A 14,674-nucleotide genomic window follows, 5' to 3' on the forward strand; every position below is an offset into this window, starting at 1 on the left:
AAATTATTCAAATGGAGATTGACAAAAAAATAAAGAAGGCAAAAACAGCCACTCAACTTATATTTCTTGTTTGTGGATTGGGAATAGCAAGTTGGGCCCCTATGGTTCCGCTTGCCAAAGACAGATTAGGATTAGATGAAGCTGATTTAGGTTTATTACTTCTCTTATTAGGTGGCGGGGCATTGTTGATGATGCCATTATCGGGAATGATGATCAATAAAGTGGGGAGCCGGAAAGTAATTGCCGCAAGTGTTTTACTGAGTGCTTTGCTTCTTCCCTGGTTATTGATTATATCTGATGTTTACATCATGGGTGCTGTTCTTTTTGCATTCGGATGCAGCATAGGAACCATTGATGTTGCCATGAATGCTCATGGGGTACAGGTACAGAATGAATATGGAAAACCTATTATGTCCTCTTTGCATGGACTTTTTAGTGTAGGTGGACTATTCGGCTCTTTGGGGTTGGGATTTTTGATGAAGTTAGGATTAAATCCTATTTATGCTGCAGTGAGTATATCCCTTTTACTTGTTTTTCTTTTGGTCATTCAGTTTCGTTTTCTATTCGATTATGAAACAGAAAGAAAGAGTATTATTACCTTTTCCCATGTTGATCCTGTAAATAAAAATACTTCTCGTTTTCAATGGCTCGACTCCCGGGTCATGGTTTTAGGGATTATGTGTTTTATCGTTTTCCTCTCCGAAGGAGCCATGCTGGATTGGAGTGCTGTATTTCTAAGGGATGATAAAGGAGTTGAATACGAATTTTCAGGAATAGGATACGCGGCCTTCTCTGTAGCAATGGCTGTAATGAGATTATCAGGAGATTCTTTGATCAGTAAATTAAACAGCAGGATCGTAGTTATTGGCGGAAGTATTATTGCTTCCATCGGTGTTATTATTTTAACATTCAGTCCATGGATTCCTTTATCCCTTATAGGGTTTATACTGCTTGGAGTAGGAGCAGCGAATATCGTTCCTGTATTTTTCAGTGAAGGAGGAAGGATTTCCGGAATTTCTTCAACCGTTGCCATTCCCGCAATTACGACAATAGGTTATGCAGGATCATTGGCAGGGCCGGCTTTATTAGGTTTTATTGCCCATCATTTCTCTTTGACTGTTGCATTCGAAATCATAGCTTTGCTGTTTATAGTGGTCGCTATTATCTATAAATTCAGAAATAATCCATCATCATGTTAAAAGAAGAGCGTTTTGAGGTCATATTGACTCAGCTAAAGCAAAAGAATAAAGTAAAGTTTGAAGACTTAGCTGATGATCTTAATGTCTCTGAAGATACCATAAGGAGGGATATAGATCACCTTCACCGCAATGGACTTTTATCTAAGGTTCGTGGTGGTGCAATCTTAAGAGAAAAAGATCCGCTTTCCTTCCACGACAGACAATCTTTCTTAGCTGATGAGAAAAATGTAATTGCTTTGAAAGTCCAACAATTTATAAAAGATGGAATGACCGTATTTATGGATGGCGGAACCACCACCTGTGCAGTGGCCAATTACATGCCTAAGGATATTAGCATCCGTATCATTACTAATAATACCTCACTTATTCCCATACTGAGTAATTTCAAAAGGGTAGAGTTGGTTATTTTAGGTGGAATATATGATGATAATTTAGCCGTTACCACAGGAAACACAACCTGTAATGAAGCCTCTCAGTTCATTGCAGATCTTTTTATTATGGGAACCTGTGCTATAGACGCCAATTTTGGTGCATCAGCAACATCCATTACCGATGTTGAAACTAAAAGAACGATGATCAAATCTTCGAAAAAAACCATTGCACTGGCCAATCAAAGTAAGCTCCGACGTACAGAGCCTCTTAAGATTTGTGATATTGCAGATCTTGATGTATTGATTACGGATTTATCGGCGGATGATGGAGAATTGGAGGATTTCAGAGGGTTGAATGTGCAGATTGTCTAGTTAGCAACATCATAATCCCATATTTCCACTCACTTTATCCATCCAAAATAAATCGATATAGGCATCATCGCCAGTGTTAATGGTATTATTACAGCAAAGGCATAACCAAAATTAAGAATCAGAGAATTGAATTTATTGGGATTACCACCCAGAGAACGGAATGCACTTTGGAAACCATGTGCTAAATGCCACGCAAGAGAGGAACATCCAATAAGGTATATGATCACTTCAAAGGGATTACTGAATTTTTCAATCATCATTTTATATAGTGGAAGTTCTTCGCCGAATTGAAACTGATGGATCCGGTTGGGAATCCAAAAATTCCGGGTGTGAATGACTAGGAACAGCAAGAGTAATGTCCCTAATAAGGTCATACTTTTGCTATACCATGTAACCGAAGATAGATTTTTATTAACCGCATAGCCAATTGGCCTCGCTTTTTTATTTCTGTACCAAAGCCTGTATCCCTGAATAATATGAATAATAAATCCAATAACTAAAAAAACTTCTATTGTTCTGATTATTGGATTGGTGGCCATAAAATGAGCTCCTATCCCAAATGTTTCACCATTATCATTATAAAAAATAAGTGCATTAATCGAAGCGTGCACAATAAGAAAACTGATTAAGAATAAACCACTTAATGCCATTACAATTTTTCTTCCTATAGAAGTGGTAACCAATGTTTTTGTTTGATAAGCCATAACTAATTTTTTTTGAATTACACTCTAAAAATTCTTTTAGCTGCAATGATTACAATTTTTTTTGCTTTGATTATTAATAAGACAAAGCTGGAAATAAATACGTTATATATTCTTAAACTGGTTTAAGAAATATCAATTTTAAATTTATCCAAATAAATTTTGTTCAACATAGAATTACCATCATAATAACAGAGAACCACTGCAATGCAATGGTTCTCTGTTATAAAAATATAATTTCTATTACGCTGTAAATCGATCAGCTTTTCAATTTACCTTTCAGCGGATGCTCACCCTGCCAGCGGGCACTTGCATCATCATTTACATAATGAATTGATAAATCAGCTGCTGCTTTAGAGTTGGAGAAACAGATCGAACGATCTGAACTGTTTTCAAATTTTTCAAAATACCAGAAAGCTTCATTTTCCAGAGCTTTCAGTTTAGAATCTGTTTTATAAACCAGTAAATCAGCTGCGCTTTCAACATCAGTTTCATATACTACCAGATCATTCTTGGATTGAAAATTTTTAATACTAATACTTGGCATGTGTTCGGTGTTTTGGTGTTATTATATTTCGATATTGAATTGTATCAATTCCGTAGGCCTAAAGATAGTAAAATATAATTTAATGGATTACAATGCTTTATATCTCCTTCTATTAAACCATTTCTTTAAGCTTATGTTTGGATTTTCTAAACTCCGTTAAACTGATTTTGTGACGCTTTTTAAAAAATTTATTTAAATGACTTTCATCGGCAAAACCAAATTCACTCACAATTTCATTGATCCGCATATCACTGAACATAAGCCTGTGTTCAATTAATCTCATTTTGTAATTATAGATATAGTTCTGAATGGTCTCTCCACATTGGTTTTTAAAATAACTTCCCAAATAGGTTTCGGACAATCCAAATTTCTGGCTGATCACAGAAGCTTTTAACTGTTGTGGATCATAGATATGGGTCTGAATATGGCCAATGATCGACAGCATCCTCTTATCTGAATTGACAGCAGCATTCACAGGTCTCATCTTGGATATATTTCTTGCTGCAATCACAATTAATGCATTTACATAATGCAGGGTTAAATCTTCATGATAAAGATCCTGATGTTTCATATTATGCAGAAGCGAATCAACAATTGACTTCACTAAAACTTCATCCGGTTTATTTTTCAAAACACAGCCAGATAAATGAGAAGCATGATATAATAGACATTCTATGCAATTGATGCTTTTCCAGTTGTACTCCCGCACATAATTTTCACTGAACTTGACAAATAAAAATTCTGAGATTTCTGAGATCTCAAAATAATGCTGATCATTAGGCGTCAGCATGATCAGACTTCCTTTATTATAAGTTACTTTATTATCATTTATTTCTAAAAATCCTGATCCTGAAATCACATACACCATCTGAAAAAAAGAAAATTGCAGGTTCCTTACAGGGCATTTTTCCGTTTTACAGTACTCAACATCTACCAATCGGTCTATATTTTCTTTATTCATCTTGCAAAATTACTCATTTATCATTAAAATATACCGAAATACTAAAAAAAATCTGTCTAATTTTGTGGAATAATTTTAAGACTCATCATGAAACGATCGATTTATATCTTAGCCCTGGGTGCTTTTGGGATCATCACTACAGAATTTGGAGTGATTGGCATTTTACCGAACATCAGCAGGGAATTTAACGTATCCATAGATACGGCAGGGTGGTTGCTGAGTGCTTTTGCACTTACTGTAGCGGTTTCTTCACCCTTCATAACTGCATTTACCACTAAAATAAACCGTAAACTTTTACTGTGTATGGTGCTTGGGGTATTTGTATTATCAAACCTTCTTTCTTCTATTTCAACTAATTTTACCATGTTGATGGTAGCACGTGTATTACCAGCCTTTCTCCACCCGTTATTCTGGAACATATCAATGGCAATCGCATTTAAACAGGGTGGTGCTAAAGCGGTATCCATAGTCATGGCCGGACTGAGTTTAGCCACTGTATTAGGGGTTCCCCTCACCACTTACGCTGCTGATTTCTTCCACAACTGGCAGGCCTCCTTTTATATGGGAAGTTTTGTAAGCCTGATCGCATTTTTGGGATTATTATTTTTTGTTCCATCAATGCCAGCCAATAAAGATAAAACATCACAAAATCAGTTATATGTATTGAAAAATCCACAACTTTGGGTGAATCTGGTTTCAACTATTCTTACATTGGCTGCCATGTTTTCAAGTTACACGTATCTGGCTGCCTATCTGGAGAAAATTACGCAAATGAATGGGGCAGAAATCAGTTTAATGCTGCTTTTATTCGGAGGTATGGGAATCCTGGGAAACTGGCTTATGGGTATTGCATTAAACAGAAATTTACAGTTAACGGTCCGCCTGTTTTTCGTTTCTCTAATTGCAGTTCAGATATTGGCCTATTATTTTGGAGGAATCTTTGTCGCAATGGTTCTAATTCTTTCCCTATGGGGAATGATTCATACAGGTGGTTTTCTGGTTCCAAATATCAGAACTACCCAGGCTGTCCCTCACAATGCCCTTGAATTTGTCAACAGTCTCTTAACCTCGTGTTATAATATCGGGATATCATTAGGAGCTCTTGTTGGTGGATTGATCATAGCAAAATACGGAATTCATCAGATTGTCTGGATCAGCATTGCATTGCTTGCTGTTACTCTTGCCATCAGCTTTATTACTTTTCCGAAAAAAGCAGAGACAGAGATTGAAACAGAAGAAAAAGAGGAAATTACAATCCCTCCTGTGATCTGCGAATAACCCTGAACTGACTTAAATAATAAAATAAATTTTTTCTTTTGATCCCAATAGGGTTTGATTCTGAATATTTTTCAAAATCAAACTCTATTGGGATTATTTTTTTATATCCGTTAAGTTTACTTATTTTTCTTTGGTGTAATATGAATAACGTTGGCCGCCCCAGGTTCTATTACAAATTGTACCCCTGATCCTCTTTCGTGATGTCTTCCTTCAATAGCAGATCCTGTGGATAATGTAAGCTTTCCCTGCCAGACAGGATGTGAAGGGATAAGAGTAATTTCAATTTCTTCTTCAAGCTGTATGATAATGGATTTTGCATCGATCTTTGTCCTGGTTCCGTCTTCTGATACGGCATAGGCTGTATATTGCTTATTTTCATTCATGTCTTAATAATTTTAATGGGGTTAAGTTAAAAAATCTTATTCTGTTGTGGTTGATCCTGATCATTTTATTTATAAATTAGTGTCTCTTTTATAAATAGGTTTTACTTTACAAATATCCAATCCGCTATGCTGCCTCCCGAAATGTATCACCAGGAATTTGATGTCCCTGAAGAATTACAGGATACCATAAAATGCTTTTGGTACAATAGGAGGGACTCGGAAGAGACACAATCCATCTTTGAAGTAACCCCTGACGGATATGCTGAAATCATTTTTTATTTCAGTGGTGAATGCAGTGTTATTCAAAATGGAGTTCTCCAGCCATTACCTTCTCCATTTATGATGGGATTGCTTAATCAGCCTGTTCATTTCCATATGGTCAACCGGTTGGAAATTATCGCCATAAGATGTTTTCCATGGACGGTTTTTGATTTATTGGAACTCCCATCCGGTAAAGCGGGAGTGCATACTTTTGAACACCCTATTGCACAGCTCCACTCCAAGCTGGATGCTTTGATTCAGCAAGGTCAAGTAAAGGAAGCCATAGAACAGGTAAAACAATATTTCCTTGAAATACGGTCAAATATCTCTACCGATACAATGCTATTTAAAGCAGGAGTGGCCATGCGACAAGCTAAAGGCACTTTACCTGTCAGCCAGGTTGCTGAAGCAGCGCATGCAACGGTTCGTACCCTGGAAAGAAAATTCAAAGAATCTTCAGGTCATACTGTTAAAGATGTATCCGGCCTGATGAGGTTTGAGCAGGCAAGAAATCATTTATGGCTTCATCCGGATGTTAATCTGGCAGGGCTGGCCATTGATCTTGGCTACACCGATCAATCCCATTTAAGTAAAGAATTTAAACGATATACTGGTATTACTCCTGCCGCATTCGCCAGGAAAGCAAAAAAAGGACGCCAGATGGTAAGCAGTGATTTTGTCGCATTTGTACAATCCTGAGCTAAGTGCATTTCTGAAATTTGTATTGAAATTAACATACAAAATTAAAAGACATGCAATATTTATTACAAGACAAAAGAGTAGCAATCATTGGTGGTGGACCAGTAGGTTTAACAATGGCAAAATTACTTCAACAAAAAGGAGTAGATGTAACCGTTTATGAAAGAGACTATGATGCACAAACCAGAATCTGGGGCGGCACGCTGGATCTTCATAAAATCTCCGGACAAAAATCTCTTGAAAAAGCAGGATTACTGGAGAATTATTATGCTACTGCCATTCCTATGGGAATCATCTTTGCCGATGAACAAGGCAATACACTACACACCAGAAAACCCACACCAGAAAACCGACATGATAATCCTGAAATCAACAGAAATCAATTAAGAAAGATATTATTGGATAGTTTAGCACCTGATACTGTGGTTTGGAACCGAAAATTAACCAATCTTGAAGAGCACAATGGTGAATGGGTATTACAATTCGACAATCAATCCGATGCTACAGCAGATTTTGTGATCGTTGCAAACGGAGGAATGTCCAAAGTGAGAAGCTATGTCACCGATACTGAAATCGAGGAGACCGGTAGTTTTATCATACAAGGTGATATTCCACAACCTGAAATCAACTGCCCTGAAATGTATCATCTATGTGATGGCAGCAGATTAATGACCTCCAGTCACGGTAATTTATTTGTTGCGAATCCTTATAATAACGGTTCACTGACCTATGGCTTAATTATACAAAAACCTGAAGAATGGGATCATGATCATGCATTAGACTTTCAAGATAAAGAAAGTGTTATTGAGTTCCTATCCAATAGATTGGCTAATTGGGGTAAACCCTTCCAACAGGTATTTCAGTCAACATCCTTCTTCGTTGGATTACCTACAAGAAAACTTCCATTACATCCATGGAAACAAAACAGACCACTACCTATAACACTTATAGGTGACGCAGCTCATCTTATGCCTCCTTTTGCAGGCCAGGGAGTGAATATCGGATTGGTTGATACACTCACTTTATCAGAAAACCTTACAGAAGGTAAGTTTGACACCATAGATGCTGCGATTAAAGATTATGAAGATAAAATGATGGCTTATGCTTCAGAAGCACAACAAGAATCCGCTACCAATGAAGCAGAAATGCACGATCCTGAGTTTTCATTTCTACAGTTTTTTGAATAAAAATATGCAACGAGCTTCAAAAATTGAAGCTCGTTGATTTTATAAAGAAAATTGCAAATAAATTATACCTGCAACTAGTTCGTTATTATTCTACAATTGAAAAATCATATTTAGTCCAGTTTCCTTTGAAATCTCCACAGTTTCTTGGAGAAACATTCCATGCAAAGCTTTCATTAAAGAAGGGCTGTGCCATTCCCCAAAGATGAGCAGGGTTAGCAGTAGAAGCAGTTATGCCGGGAATATTTAAAGCGGAAGAACTGGCACCTATTTTAGAAGCTGTAGCAAATGTAAATCCATGTGACTGTACATTAGTAAAACTATAATCTGCAAGATTCACGGATGCTCCACTTATCGTTTCTAGCAATATTCCTATTGGATAACCTGTGATTACAGTATTTTCTAAGCTCAACTTCCCATTTCTTCTTACATGGACACCATTCTCATACAATCCACTCTTCAGAGGACTTTTAGCTCCAATAATAGTAAAATTTTTAAGGATGGGTTGAGTAAAAGGAAAAGCTGAAGAGCCAGTTCCATCATTGTCCAGCTCAATACCGTTGGAATCGGGAGACGAGCCTCCCTGACTATAGCTGTGGCCGGAATTATAATCCGCAAGTGCAAGTGCACATGAAATAGTTCCTTTGTAGCCATATTCAAAATCATAATTATCATCCTGTGCACCAAAAGAAATCAGATTGGTGGCATTAACTGTTCCTCCAAAAAACTCAAAAGAATCATCAAGACTATAGGATACCTGAATATGATCTAAAGTGGTTCCATGACCAACTCCTCCGAGGCTAAGCCCATTAATTTCGTTCCCAGAGTTAGGTCCAAGCAGATCATACCCTGCAAATTCTATCCTTACATATTTTAATATTCCAGCATTCTGACCTGCATTAGTACCCCCATATTGATAGTCAGCGCCGGTTAATCCTTCAATAACAGTAGTGGATGGCTTATTCGTCGGAGCATCTCCAAGCAGAATAACTCCTCCGAAATCACCAGGTCTCGCCGTTGTATCCTCATTTCCATCCAATAAGTTTGAACTGGTAAATATAATAGGCTGTGTTTCTGTTCCTGTTGCGTTGATCCTGCCTGTTTTAGTAATAACCAAAACTCCATTGGGATTATAATTAAAATTTATTTTTCCCTTAATGAAAGTACCAGGTCGGATAGTCAGAGTGGCTCCGTTTTTTACAGTAACAACGCCATCTAATTCAATAACACCACTCCAGGTAGTATTTGTTGTAATCGAACCGCTTACTGTCGTAACAGGAAGTGATGATGCAGTAATATACTCTGCTGCTGCACTTTTCATTTCAAATGGAGTAGAAGCATCCGTTACACTGTCATTCTGGCGGCATCCAGTTAATGACATCATTGCGAATAGTATTAGACTTAATTTTCTCATGGTTTTATTTTTTTAAATTGGTCACCTGATTATAAAGCTTTATTATAATACTTATCATAGAAGTAAAATTCCCGAGCCTGTCATTAACATTATTTTAATATAAAACATGAATTATGAATATTATTAACTGATTATCAATAATTTATAAACAATTCATATGGATAACCCTTATTTACAGAATGTTGTTCATCATTTTCTTTCCTTAAAATTCACATAAAAATAATCTTATTTAAAAAATTTAATCAAATGATTAAAATATTTGTTTAATCTAAAAAATTATTTTATATCTTTGCTGCAGAAGAATGAATTCCTATGAAAGAAGAATCTAAAAAAAAGGATACTACCACAGAAGACAAAATAAAAGAAGCAGCAAGAATCGTATTTTATAAAAAGGGATTTGCCGCGACCAGAACCAGGGATATTGCAGAAGAAGCAGATATCAATCTGGCTTTGCTTAATTATTATTTCCGGAGTAAGGCCAAATTATTTGAGATCATCATGCTGGAAACGATGTCAGGTTTTTTCCAAAGCTTGCTGGTCGCATTAAATACTGAACAAACTACACTTGAAGAAAAAGTAGAGCATGTGGTCGGAAGGTATATTGATCTGATTATTATAGAGCCGGAAATCCCCACTTTTATCATCAGTGAGCTTCGGAACAATCCAAATTTGTTGCTGCAAAAAATTCCCTTAAAAGAAGTTGTACAGTCTTCTGTCTTTTTAAAACAACATCAGGAAGCCGTAAAAAAAGGCGAAATTATTGAACCTAACCCTTTGCACTTTCTAATCAATCTGCTGGGATTAACTGTATTTCCTTTCATAGCAAAACCTATGTTGATGGGAAGTAGCGAACTTAATAATAAAGAGTTTAACACTTTAATGTTGCAGCGTAAAAAGCTTATTCCTATGTGGATAAAAGCGATGATGGCTGCAGGCTAATTTTTTTTGCCCCTAATTTAATCAAATGATTAAATCGAAATTTTAAACAGAAATTAAGAAAACGAAAAATGATTTTTTTTAACCTATAAACGATGAGTTGTTATGTATAAAAATGCTCAAAAACTCCTGCTGATTCTTTTACTGAGTTGTACTTCTGCAACAACCCTGAAGGCACAGCTTGAAAACATCAGCCTGGAAGACTGTTACCAGTTGGCAAAGGAAAATTATCCAATGATCAGGAAAAAAGGAATGATTGCAAAAACAGCTGACTACAATATAGAAAATGCCAATAAAAAGTACCTTCCGCAGGTTTCTTTTTCCGGTCAGGCCACTTATCAGTCTCAGACTATTAATTTTTCTGATGCTTTGGGAGCACTTCCGATCAATGCTGCACTTCCTTCACTGAGCAAGGATCAGTATAAAATTCAGGGAGAAATCGATCAGGTATTATATGATGGAGGCATCACCCACAACCAAAAGGACCTGATAAAGGCCAATACAGAATTACAGCAACAAAATATTGAAGCCAGTCTGTATGCATTGAAACAGAGAATTAATAATCTTTTTTTCTCGATCCTCCTCATGGATGCTCAACTGAAACAAAATGATATCAACAAATCCAATCTGCAGACGCAGATCCAGAAAACAGAGGCGGCATTAAGATATGGTGTTGCTTACCGCAGTAATGTAGACGAACTAAAGGCTGAGGTCATCAATATTGATATGATGGCTACAGAATATACAGCCAACAGGAATGCCTATCTTAAAATGCTTTCAATCTTCATTAGTAAAGAGCTTTCTGATTCTACAAAACTTGAAGTCCCCGAAACTGAAAACTTTCAAACTGAAATCGTAAGGCCCGAACTTAAAGCCTTTGATCTTCAAAAGTCTGTGTATGAGCTCCAGAAAAAACAACTGAAATCTGATTTTTTACCAAAAGTGAGCGCATTTTTCCAGGGAGCATATGGCAGGCCGACCCTTAATATTATTGAAAATAAATTCGGCCCCTGGTTTATTACAGGTGTAAGGTTTAACTGGTCTTTAGACAGCTTATACACTTCTTCCAATAAAAAGGAAATTTTAGAACTGAACCGAAAGACAGCAGACGTAGACAAAGAAACATTCCTTTTCAACACAAAACTTGATCTGACACAGCAGGACGAACAGGTAAAAAAATACACCCAGCTTATTGTACAGGATGAAAACATTATCAGCCTTAGACAATCTGTAAAGCAGTCTGCCGATGCTCAGCTCGACAATGGTGTGATTACCATTCATGAATATATTCAAAAACTCAATGCCGAACATCTTGCCAGGCAAACCCTGGTTCTTCATCAGGTCCAATTATTACAGGCTAAATACAATCAGAAATTTATAACCGGAAATTAATAATCCATTGTCAAATGAAAAAAATAATCATATCCTCAGTCTTTGCTTTACTCACGAGTGCATGCCAGCAAAAAGACAATTTTGATGCTTCTGGAAATTTTGAAGCCGATGAAGTTATTGTTTCTGCCCAACAAAATGGTGAATTGATCACCTATTCTGTTCAGGAAGGATCACAACTTCAGGCGGGAAGCAAAGTAGGCCAGATAGATGTAAAAATAGCTGCTCTCCAGAAAGAACAGGCCGAAGCAAGCATCGGTGCTTTAAGCCAGAAAACAAATAATGTAGATGAACAGAATCTCTTGATCAAAAAGCAACTGGCTGTGCAGGAAGCTCAGCTCGCTCAACAACTCCGGGAACGGACACGCACAGCTAACCTTTTGAAAGCAGATGCGGCTACCCGCAAACAGCTAGATGATATTGATGCAACTATTGACCAACTGAAAAAACAGATTGAAGCAACCCGTCAGCAGCTTTCAGTGAATAACTCAAATGTCAACACCCAAAACAGAAGTATCCTAAGTGAAAAGGCACCTCTCGAAAAGACAGCGGCGCAGTTTCAGGAACAAATCAATAAAGGGCAGATCATTAATCCTATTGATGGAGTTGTACTTGTTAATTATGCTCTTCAGGGAGAAATGCAGACAATTGGTAAGCCATTATACAAAATTGCCAACACCAATACGCTCGATTTACGTGCTTATATTACGGGAACACAACTTCCACAGATCAAAATAGGTCAGATCGTGAAAGTAAGAATTGATCAGGGCAAAAAAGGATTTAAAGAATATCAGGGAACCATCCGATGGATTTCAGACAAATCTGAATTTTCTCCCAAAAGCATTCAAACCAAAGATGAAAGAGCCAATCTCGTTTATGCCATAAAAGTGCGCGTAAAAAACGATGGATATTTGAAAATTGGAATGTATGGGGAAGTAGTTTTTTGAGTGGAAAATTGAAAGTTGAAAATTATGAATTATAGATTTTAGATTTTAGATTATAGATTTTAAATGATCAGATATTTCCTGCCAACTCAAAAAAAGACCAAAATAAAAATTGAAAACCTCCATTAATTTCCACTTTCCACTTTCCATTTTCAACCCGAAACCCGAAACCCGCACCCGCAACTCATAACTCATAACTCATAACTCATAACTCATAACTCATAACTCATAACTCCCAACCATGCATTCAATTATCGTAAAAAACCTAACCAAATCCTACGGAAACATAAAAGCTGTTGACGATGTGTCATTTGAAGTAAAAAAAGGCGAACTCTTTGGATTAATAGGACCCGATGGCGCCGGAAAAACTTCAATCTTCAGGATTCTTACCACGCTTTTACTTGCCGACAGCGGAACCGCAATTGTGGAAGGTCATGATGTGGTCAACGAGTATCAGACCATTCGTAATAAAGTGGGTTATATGCCTGGAAAGTTTTCCCTTTACCAGGATCTGACTGTAGCAGAAAATCTGGATTTCTTTGCCACATTATTTGGAACAACCATTGAAGAAAATTATAGCCTTATCAAAGATATTTATGAACAGATCAAACCCTTCAATGATCGCAGGGCAGGGAAACTTTCCGGCGGGATGAAGCAGAAGCTTGCTTTATGTTGTGCCTTGATCCATAAACCCGAAGTGCTGTTTCTGGATGAACCTACTACAGGTGTGGATGTCGTTTCCCGGAAAGAGTTCTGGGACATGCTTGGGAAATTAAAAGAACAGAATATCAGTATTATAGTTTCCACTCCTTATATGGACGAAGCCAGGCTTTGTGATCGGATTGCATTAATTCAGGGTGGAAAAATCATGTCCGTGGACCAACCGGAAATAATTGTAAAGAACTTTCCCAAACCGCTTTTTGCAGTAAAAGCTAAAAATATCTATCAGTTACTGGAAAATTTAAGGTCAGATCAAGCTATTGAAAGTTGCTATGCATTTGGAGAATACCTTCACCTCACTTTAGTATCTGAAACAGGCTCTGAGGAGGATATCATAGAATTAGCCAAGGGATATCATCCTGAAGATTTTGAAGTCATAAAAATTACCCCCACCATAGAAGACAGTTTTATCCGACTGATGCGTGAACAAAAGAATATAAAAGAAACAGCTGATGGAAAATAAGGCAATAATCTGTAAAGACCTGACTAAACAGTTTGGTGATTTTAAAGCAGTGGATGGTATTTCCTTCGATGTGAATCAGGGGGAGATCTTTGGTTTTTTAGGAGCCAATGGAGCCGGAAAAACTACCGCAATGCGCATCTTGTGCGGACTGTCTTTTCCAACTTCCGGAACAGTAATCGTGGCCGGGTATAATGTGTATAAGCAACAGGAACTGATCAAGAAAAACATTGGGTATATGAGCCAAAAATTTTCTCTCTATGACAACCTTACCATATTGGAGAATATTGAATTTTATGGTGGAGTATATGGGGTTTCCCGAGCCGATATAAAAACACGGAGTAATGAGCTGATTTCTACTCTAGGGTTAGAAAATGAAGCAAAAAAGCTCGTGGGCTCTTTGCCTCTAGGCTGGAAACAAAAACTTGCCTTTTCAGTAGCAGTTTTCCATAAACCTAAAATTGTATTTCTGGACGAACCGACAGGAGGAGTAGATCCTATTACAAGAAGACAGTTTTGGGATATGATCTACCAGGCAGCTGCAGACGGAATCACTGTATTTGTCACCACCCATTATATGGATGAAGCAGAATACTGTAACCGGATTACCGTCATGGTAGATGGAAGAGTAGAAGCAATGGATTCCCCGGCCAATTTGAAAAAACAGTTTGGAACCCACTCGATGGATGAGGTCTTTTATCAACTTGCGAGGGGGGCAAAAAGAAGCGACGGGTAGTTGAAAATTGAAAATGGAAAATTGAGAGTTGAAAAATTTTGAATTTTGAATTAGAGATAAACAATACTATTAAGGCAAAGAATGATGAACTAAAAGCTATAACCATCAGCCAACAGCTA

The 14,674-nt window shown here is 37.1% G+C and carries 15 protein-coding genes; 10 read left to right on the forward strand and 5 right to left on the reverse strand.

Annotated elements, in window-relative coordinates; translation table 11 throughout:
- Positions 1-11 precede the first annotated feature (11 nt).
- Together CEY12_RS03870 and CEY12_RS03875 are read left to right on the forward strand one after the other, a co-directional pair.
- On the forward strand, positions 12-1,199 hold the full coding sequence (locus CEY12_RS03870) for an MFS transporter (protein WP_089026439.1): 1,188 nt from the start codon (positions 12-14) through the stop codon (positions 1,197-1,199).
- Complete coding sequence (locus CEY12_RS03875) at positions 1,193-1,942, forward strand: DeoR/GlpR family DNA-binding transcription regulator (protein ID WP_089026440.1); 750 nt, start codon at positions 1,193-1,195, stop codon at positions 1,940-1,942. The genes CEY12_RS03870 and CEY12_RS03875 overlap by 7 nt, the downstream gene beginning before the upstream one ends.
- A gap of 29 nt (positions 1,943-1,971) precedes the next feature.
- Here CEY12_RS03875 and CEY12_RS03880 read toward each other — a convergent pair whose 3' ends face one another.
- The 3 genes from CEY12_RS03880 to CEY12_RS03890 form a co-directional block, all read right to left on the reverse strand.
- Complete coding sequence (locus CEY12_RS03880) at positions 1,972-2,646, reverse strand: succinate dehydrogenase cytochrome b subunit (protein ID WP_089026441.1); 675 nt, start codon at positions 2,644-2,646, stop codon at positions 1,972-1,974.
- Positions 2,647-2,902: 256 nt separating this feature from the next.
- On the reverse strand, positions 2,903-3,190 hold the full coding sequence (locus CEY12_RS03885) for a DUF6150 family protein (protein WP_089026442.1): 288 nt from the start codon (positions 3,188-3,190) through the stop codon (positions 2,903-2,905).
- A 112-nt stretch (positions 3,191-3,302) separates the two neighbouring features.
- The gene (locus CEY12_RS03890) at positions 3,303-4,151 is read right to left on the reverse strand and encodes an AraC family transcriptional regulator (protein ID WP_172821006.1); all 849 of its coding nucleotides are present in this window, start codon (positions 4,149-4,151) and stop codon (positions 3,303-3,305) included.
- An 87-nt stretch (positions 4,152-4,238) separates the two neighbouring features.
- On the opposite strand from CEY12_RS03890, the gene CEY12_RS03895 reads away from it, so the two are divergent.
- A complete protein-coding gene (locus CEY12_RS03895; RefSeq protein WP_089026443.1) occupies positions 4,239-5,429 on the forward strand; it encodes an MFS transporter in 1,191 nt (396 codons plus the stop codon).
- Between the two features lie 116 nt (positions 5,430-5,545).
- Here the strand turns inward: CEY12_RS03895 and CEY12_RS03900 are convergent, their stop codons facing one another.
- Positions 5,546-5,812, reverse strand: coding sequence for a hypothetical protein (locus tag CEY12_RS03900; protein ID WP_089026444.1), 267 nt, complete (start codon positions 5,810-5,812; stop codon positions 5,546-5,548).
- A gap of 126 nt (positions 5,813-5,938) precedes the next feature.
- Between CEY12_RS03900 and CEY12_RS03905 the strand changes: the two genes are divergently transcribed.
- Positions 5,939-6,772, forward strand: coding sequence for a helix-turn-helix domain-containing protein (locus CEY12_RS03905; protein WP_228409789.1), 834 nt, complete (start codon positions 5,939-5,941; stop codon positions 6,770-6,772).
- 53 nt (positions 6,773-6,825) lie between these two features.
- Entirely contained in the window at positions 6,826-7,959 is a 1,134-nt protein-coding gene (locus CEY12_RS03910) for an FAD-dependent oxidoreductase (protein WP_089026445.1), read from the forward strand.
- Positions 7,960-8,044: 85 nt separating this feature from the next.
- Here the strand turns inward: CEY12_RS03910 and CEY12_RS03915 are convergent, their stop codons facing one another.
- Entirely contained in the window at positions 8,045-9,370 is a 1,326-nt protein-coding gene (locus CEY12_RS03915) for a hypothetical protein (RefSeq protein WP_089026446.1), read from the reverse strand.
- 312 nt (positions 9,371-9,682) lie between these two features.
- Here CEY12_RS03915 and CEY12_RS03920 point away from each other — a divergent pair, with 312 nt between their 5' ends.
- The 5 genes from CEY12_RS03920 (at position 9,683) to CEY12_RS03940 (ending at position 14,555) form a co-directional block, all read left to right on the forward strand.
- Complete coding sequence (locus tag CEY12_RS03920; RefSeq protein WP_172821007.1) at positions 9,683-10,309, forward strand: TetR/AcrR family transcriptional regulator; 627 nt, start codon at positions 9,683-9,685, stop codon at positions 10,307-10,309.
- A 102-nt stretch (positions 10,310-10,411) separates the two neighbouring features.
- On the forward strand, positions 10,412-11,698 hold the full coding sequence (locus CEY12_RS03925; protein WP_089026448.1) for a TolC family protein: 1,287 nt from the start codon (positions 10,412-10,414) through the stop codon (positions 11,696-11,698).
- A gap of 14 nt (positions 11,699-11,712) precedes the next feature.
- Entirely contained in the window at positions 11,713-12,642 is a 930-nt protein-coding gene (locus CEY12_RS03930) for an HlyD family secretion protein (RefSeq protein WP_089026449.1), read from the forward strand.
- Between the two features lie 238 nt (positions 12,643-12,880).
- Positions 12,881-13,822, forward strand: coding sequence for an ABC transporter ATP-binding protein (locus tag CEY12_RS03935; RefSeq protein ID WP_089026450.1), 942 nt, complete (start codon positions 12,881-12,883; stop codon positions 13,820-13,822).
- On the forward strand, positions 13,812-14,555 hold the full coding sequence (locus tag CEY12_RS03940; RefSeq protein WP_089026451.1) for an ABC transporter ATP-binding protein: 744 nt from the start codon (positions 13,812-13,814) through the stop codon (positions 14,553-14,555). The genes CEY12_RS03935 and CEY12_RS03940 overlap by 11 nt, the downstream gene beginning before the upstream one ends.
- Positions 14,556-14,674: the final 119 nt, after the last annotated feature.

Origin of the sequence: Chryseobacterium sp. T16E-39, from assembly GCF_002216065.1 — a bacterium.
Lineage (GTDB): Bacteria > Bacteroidota > Bacteroidia > Flavobacteriales > Weeksellaceae > Chryseobacterium.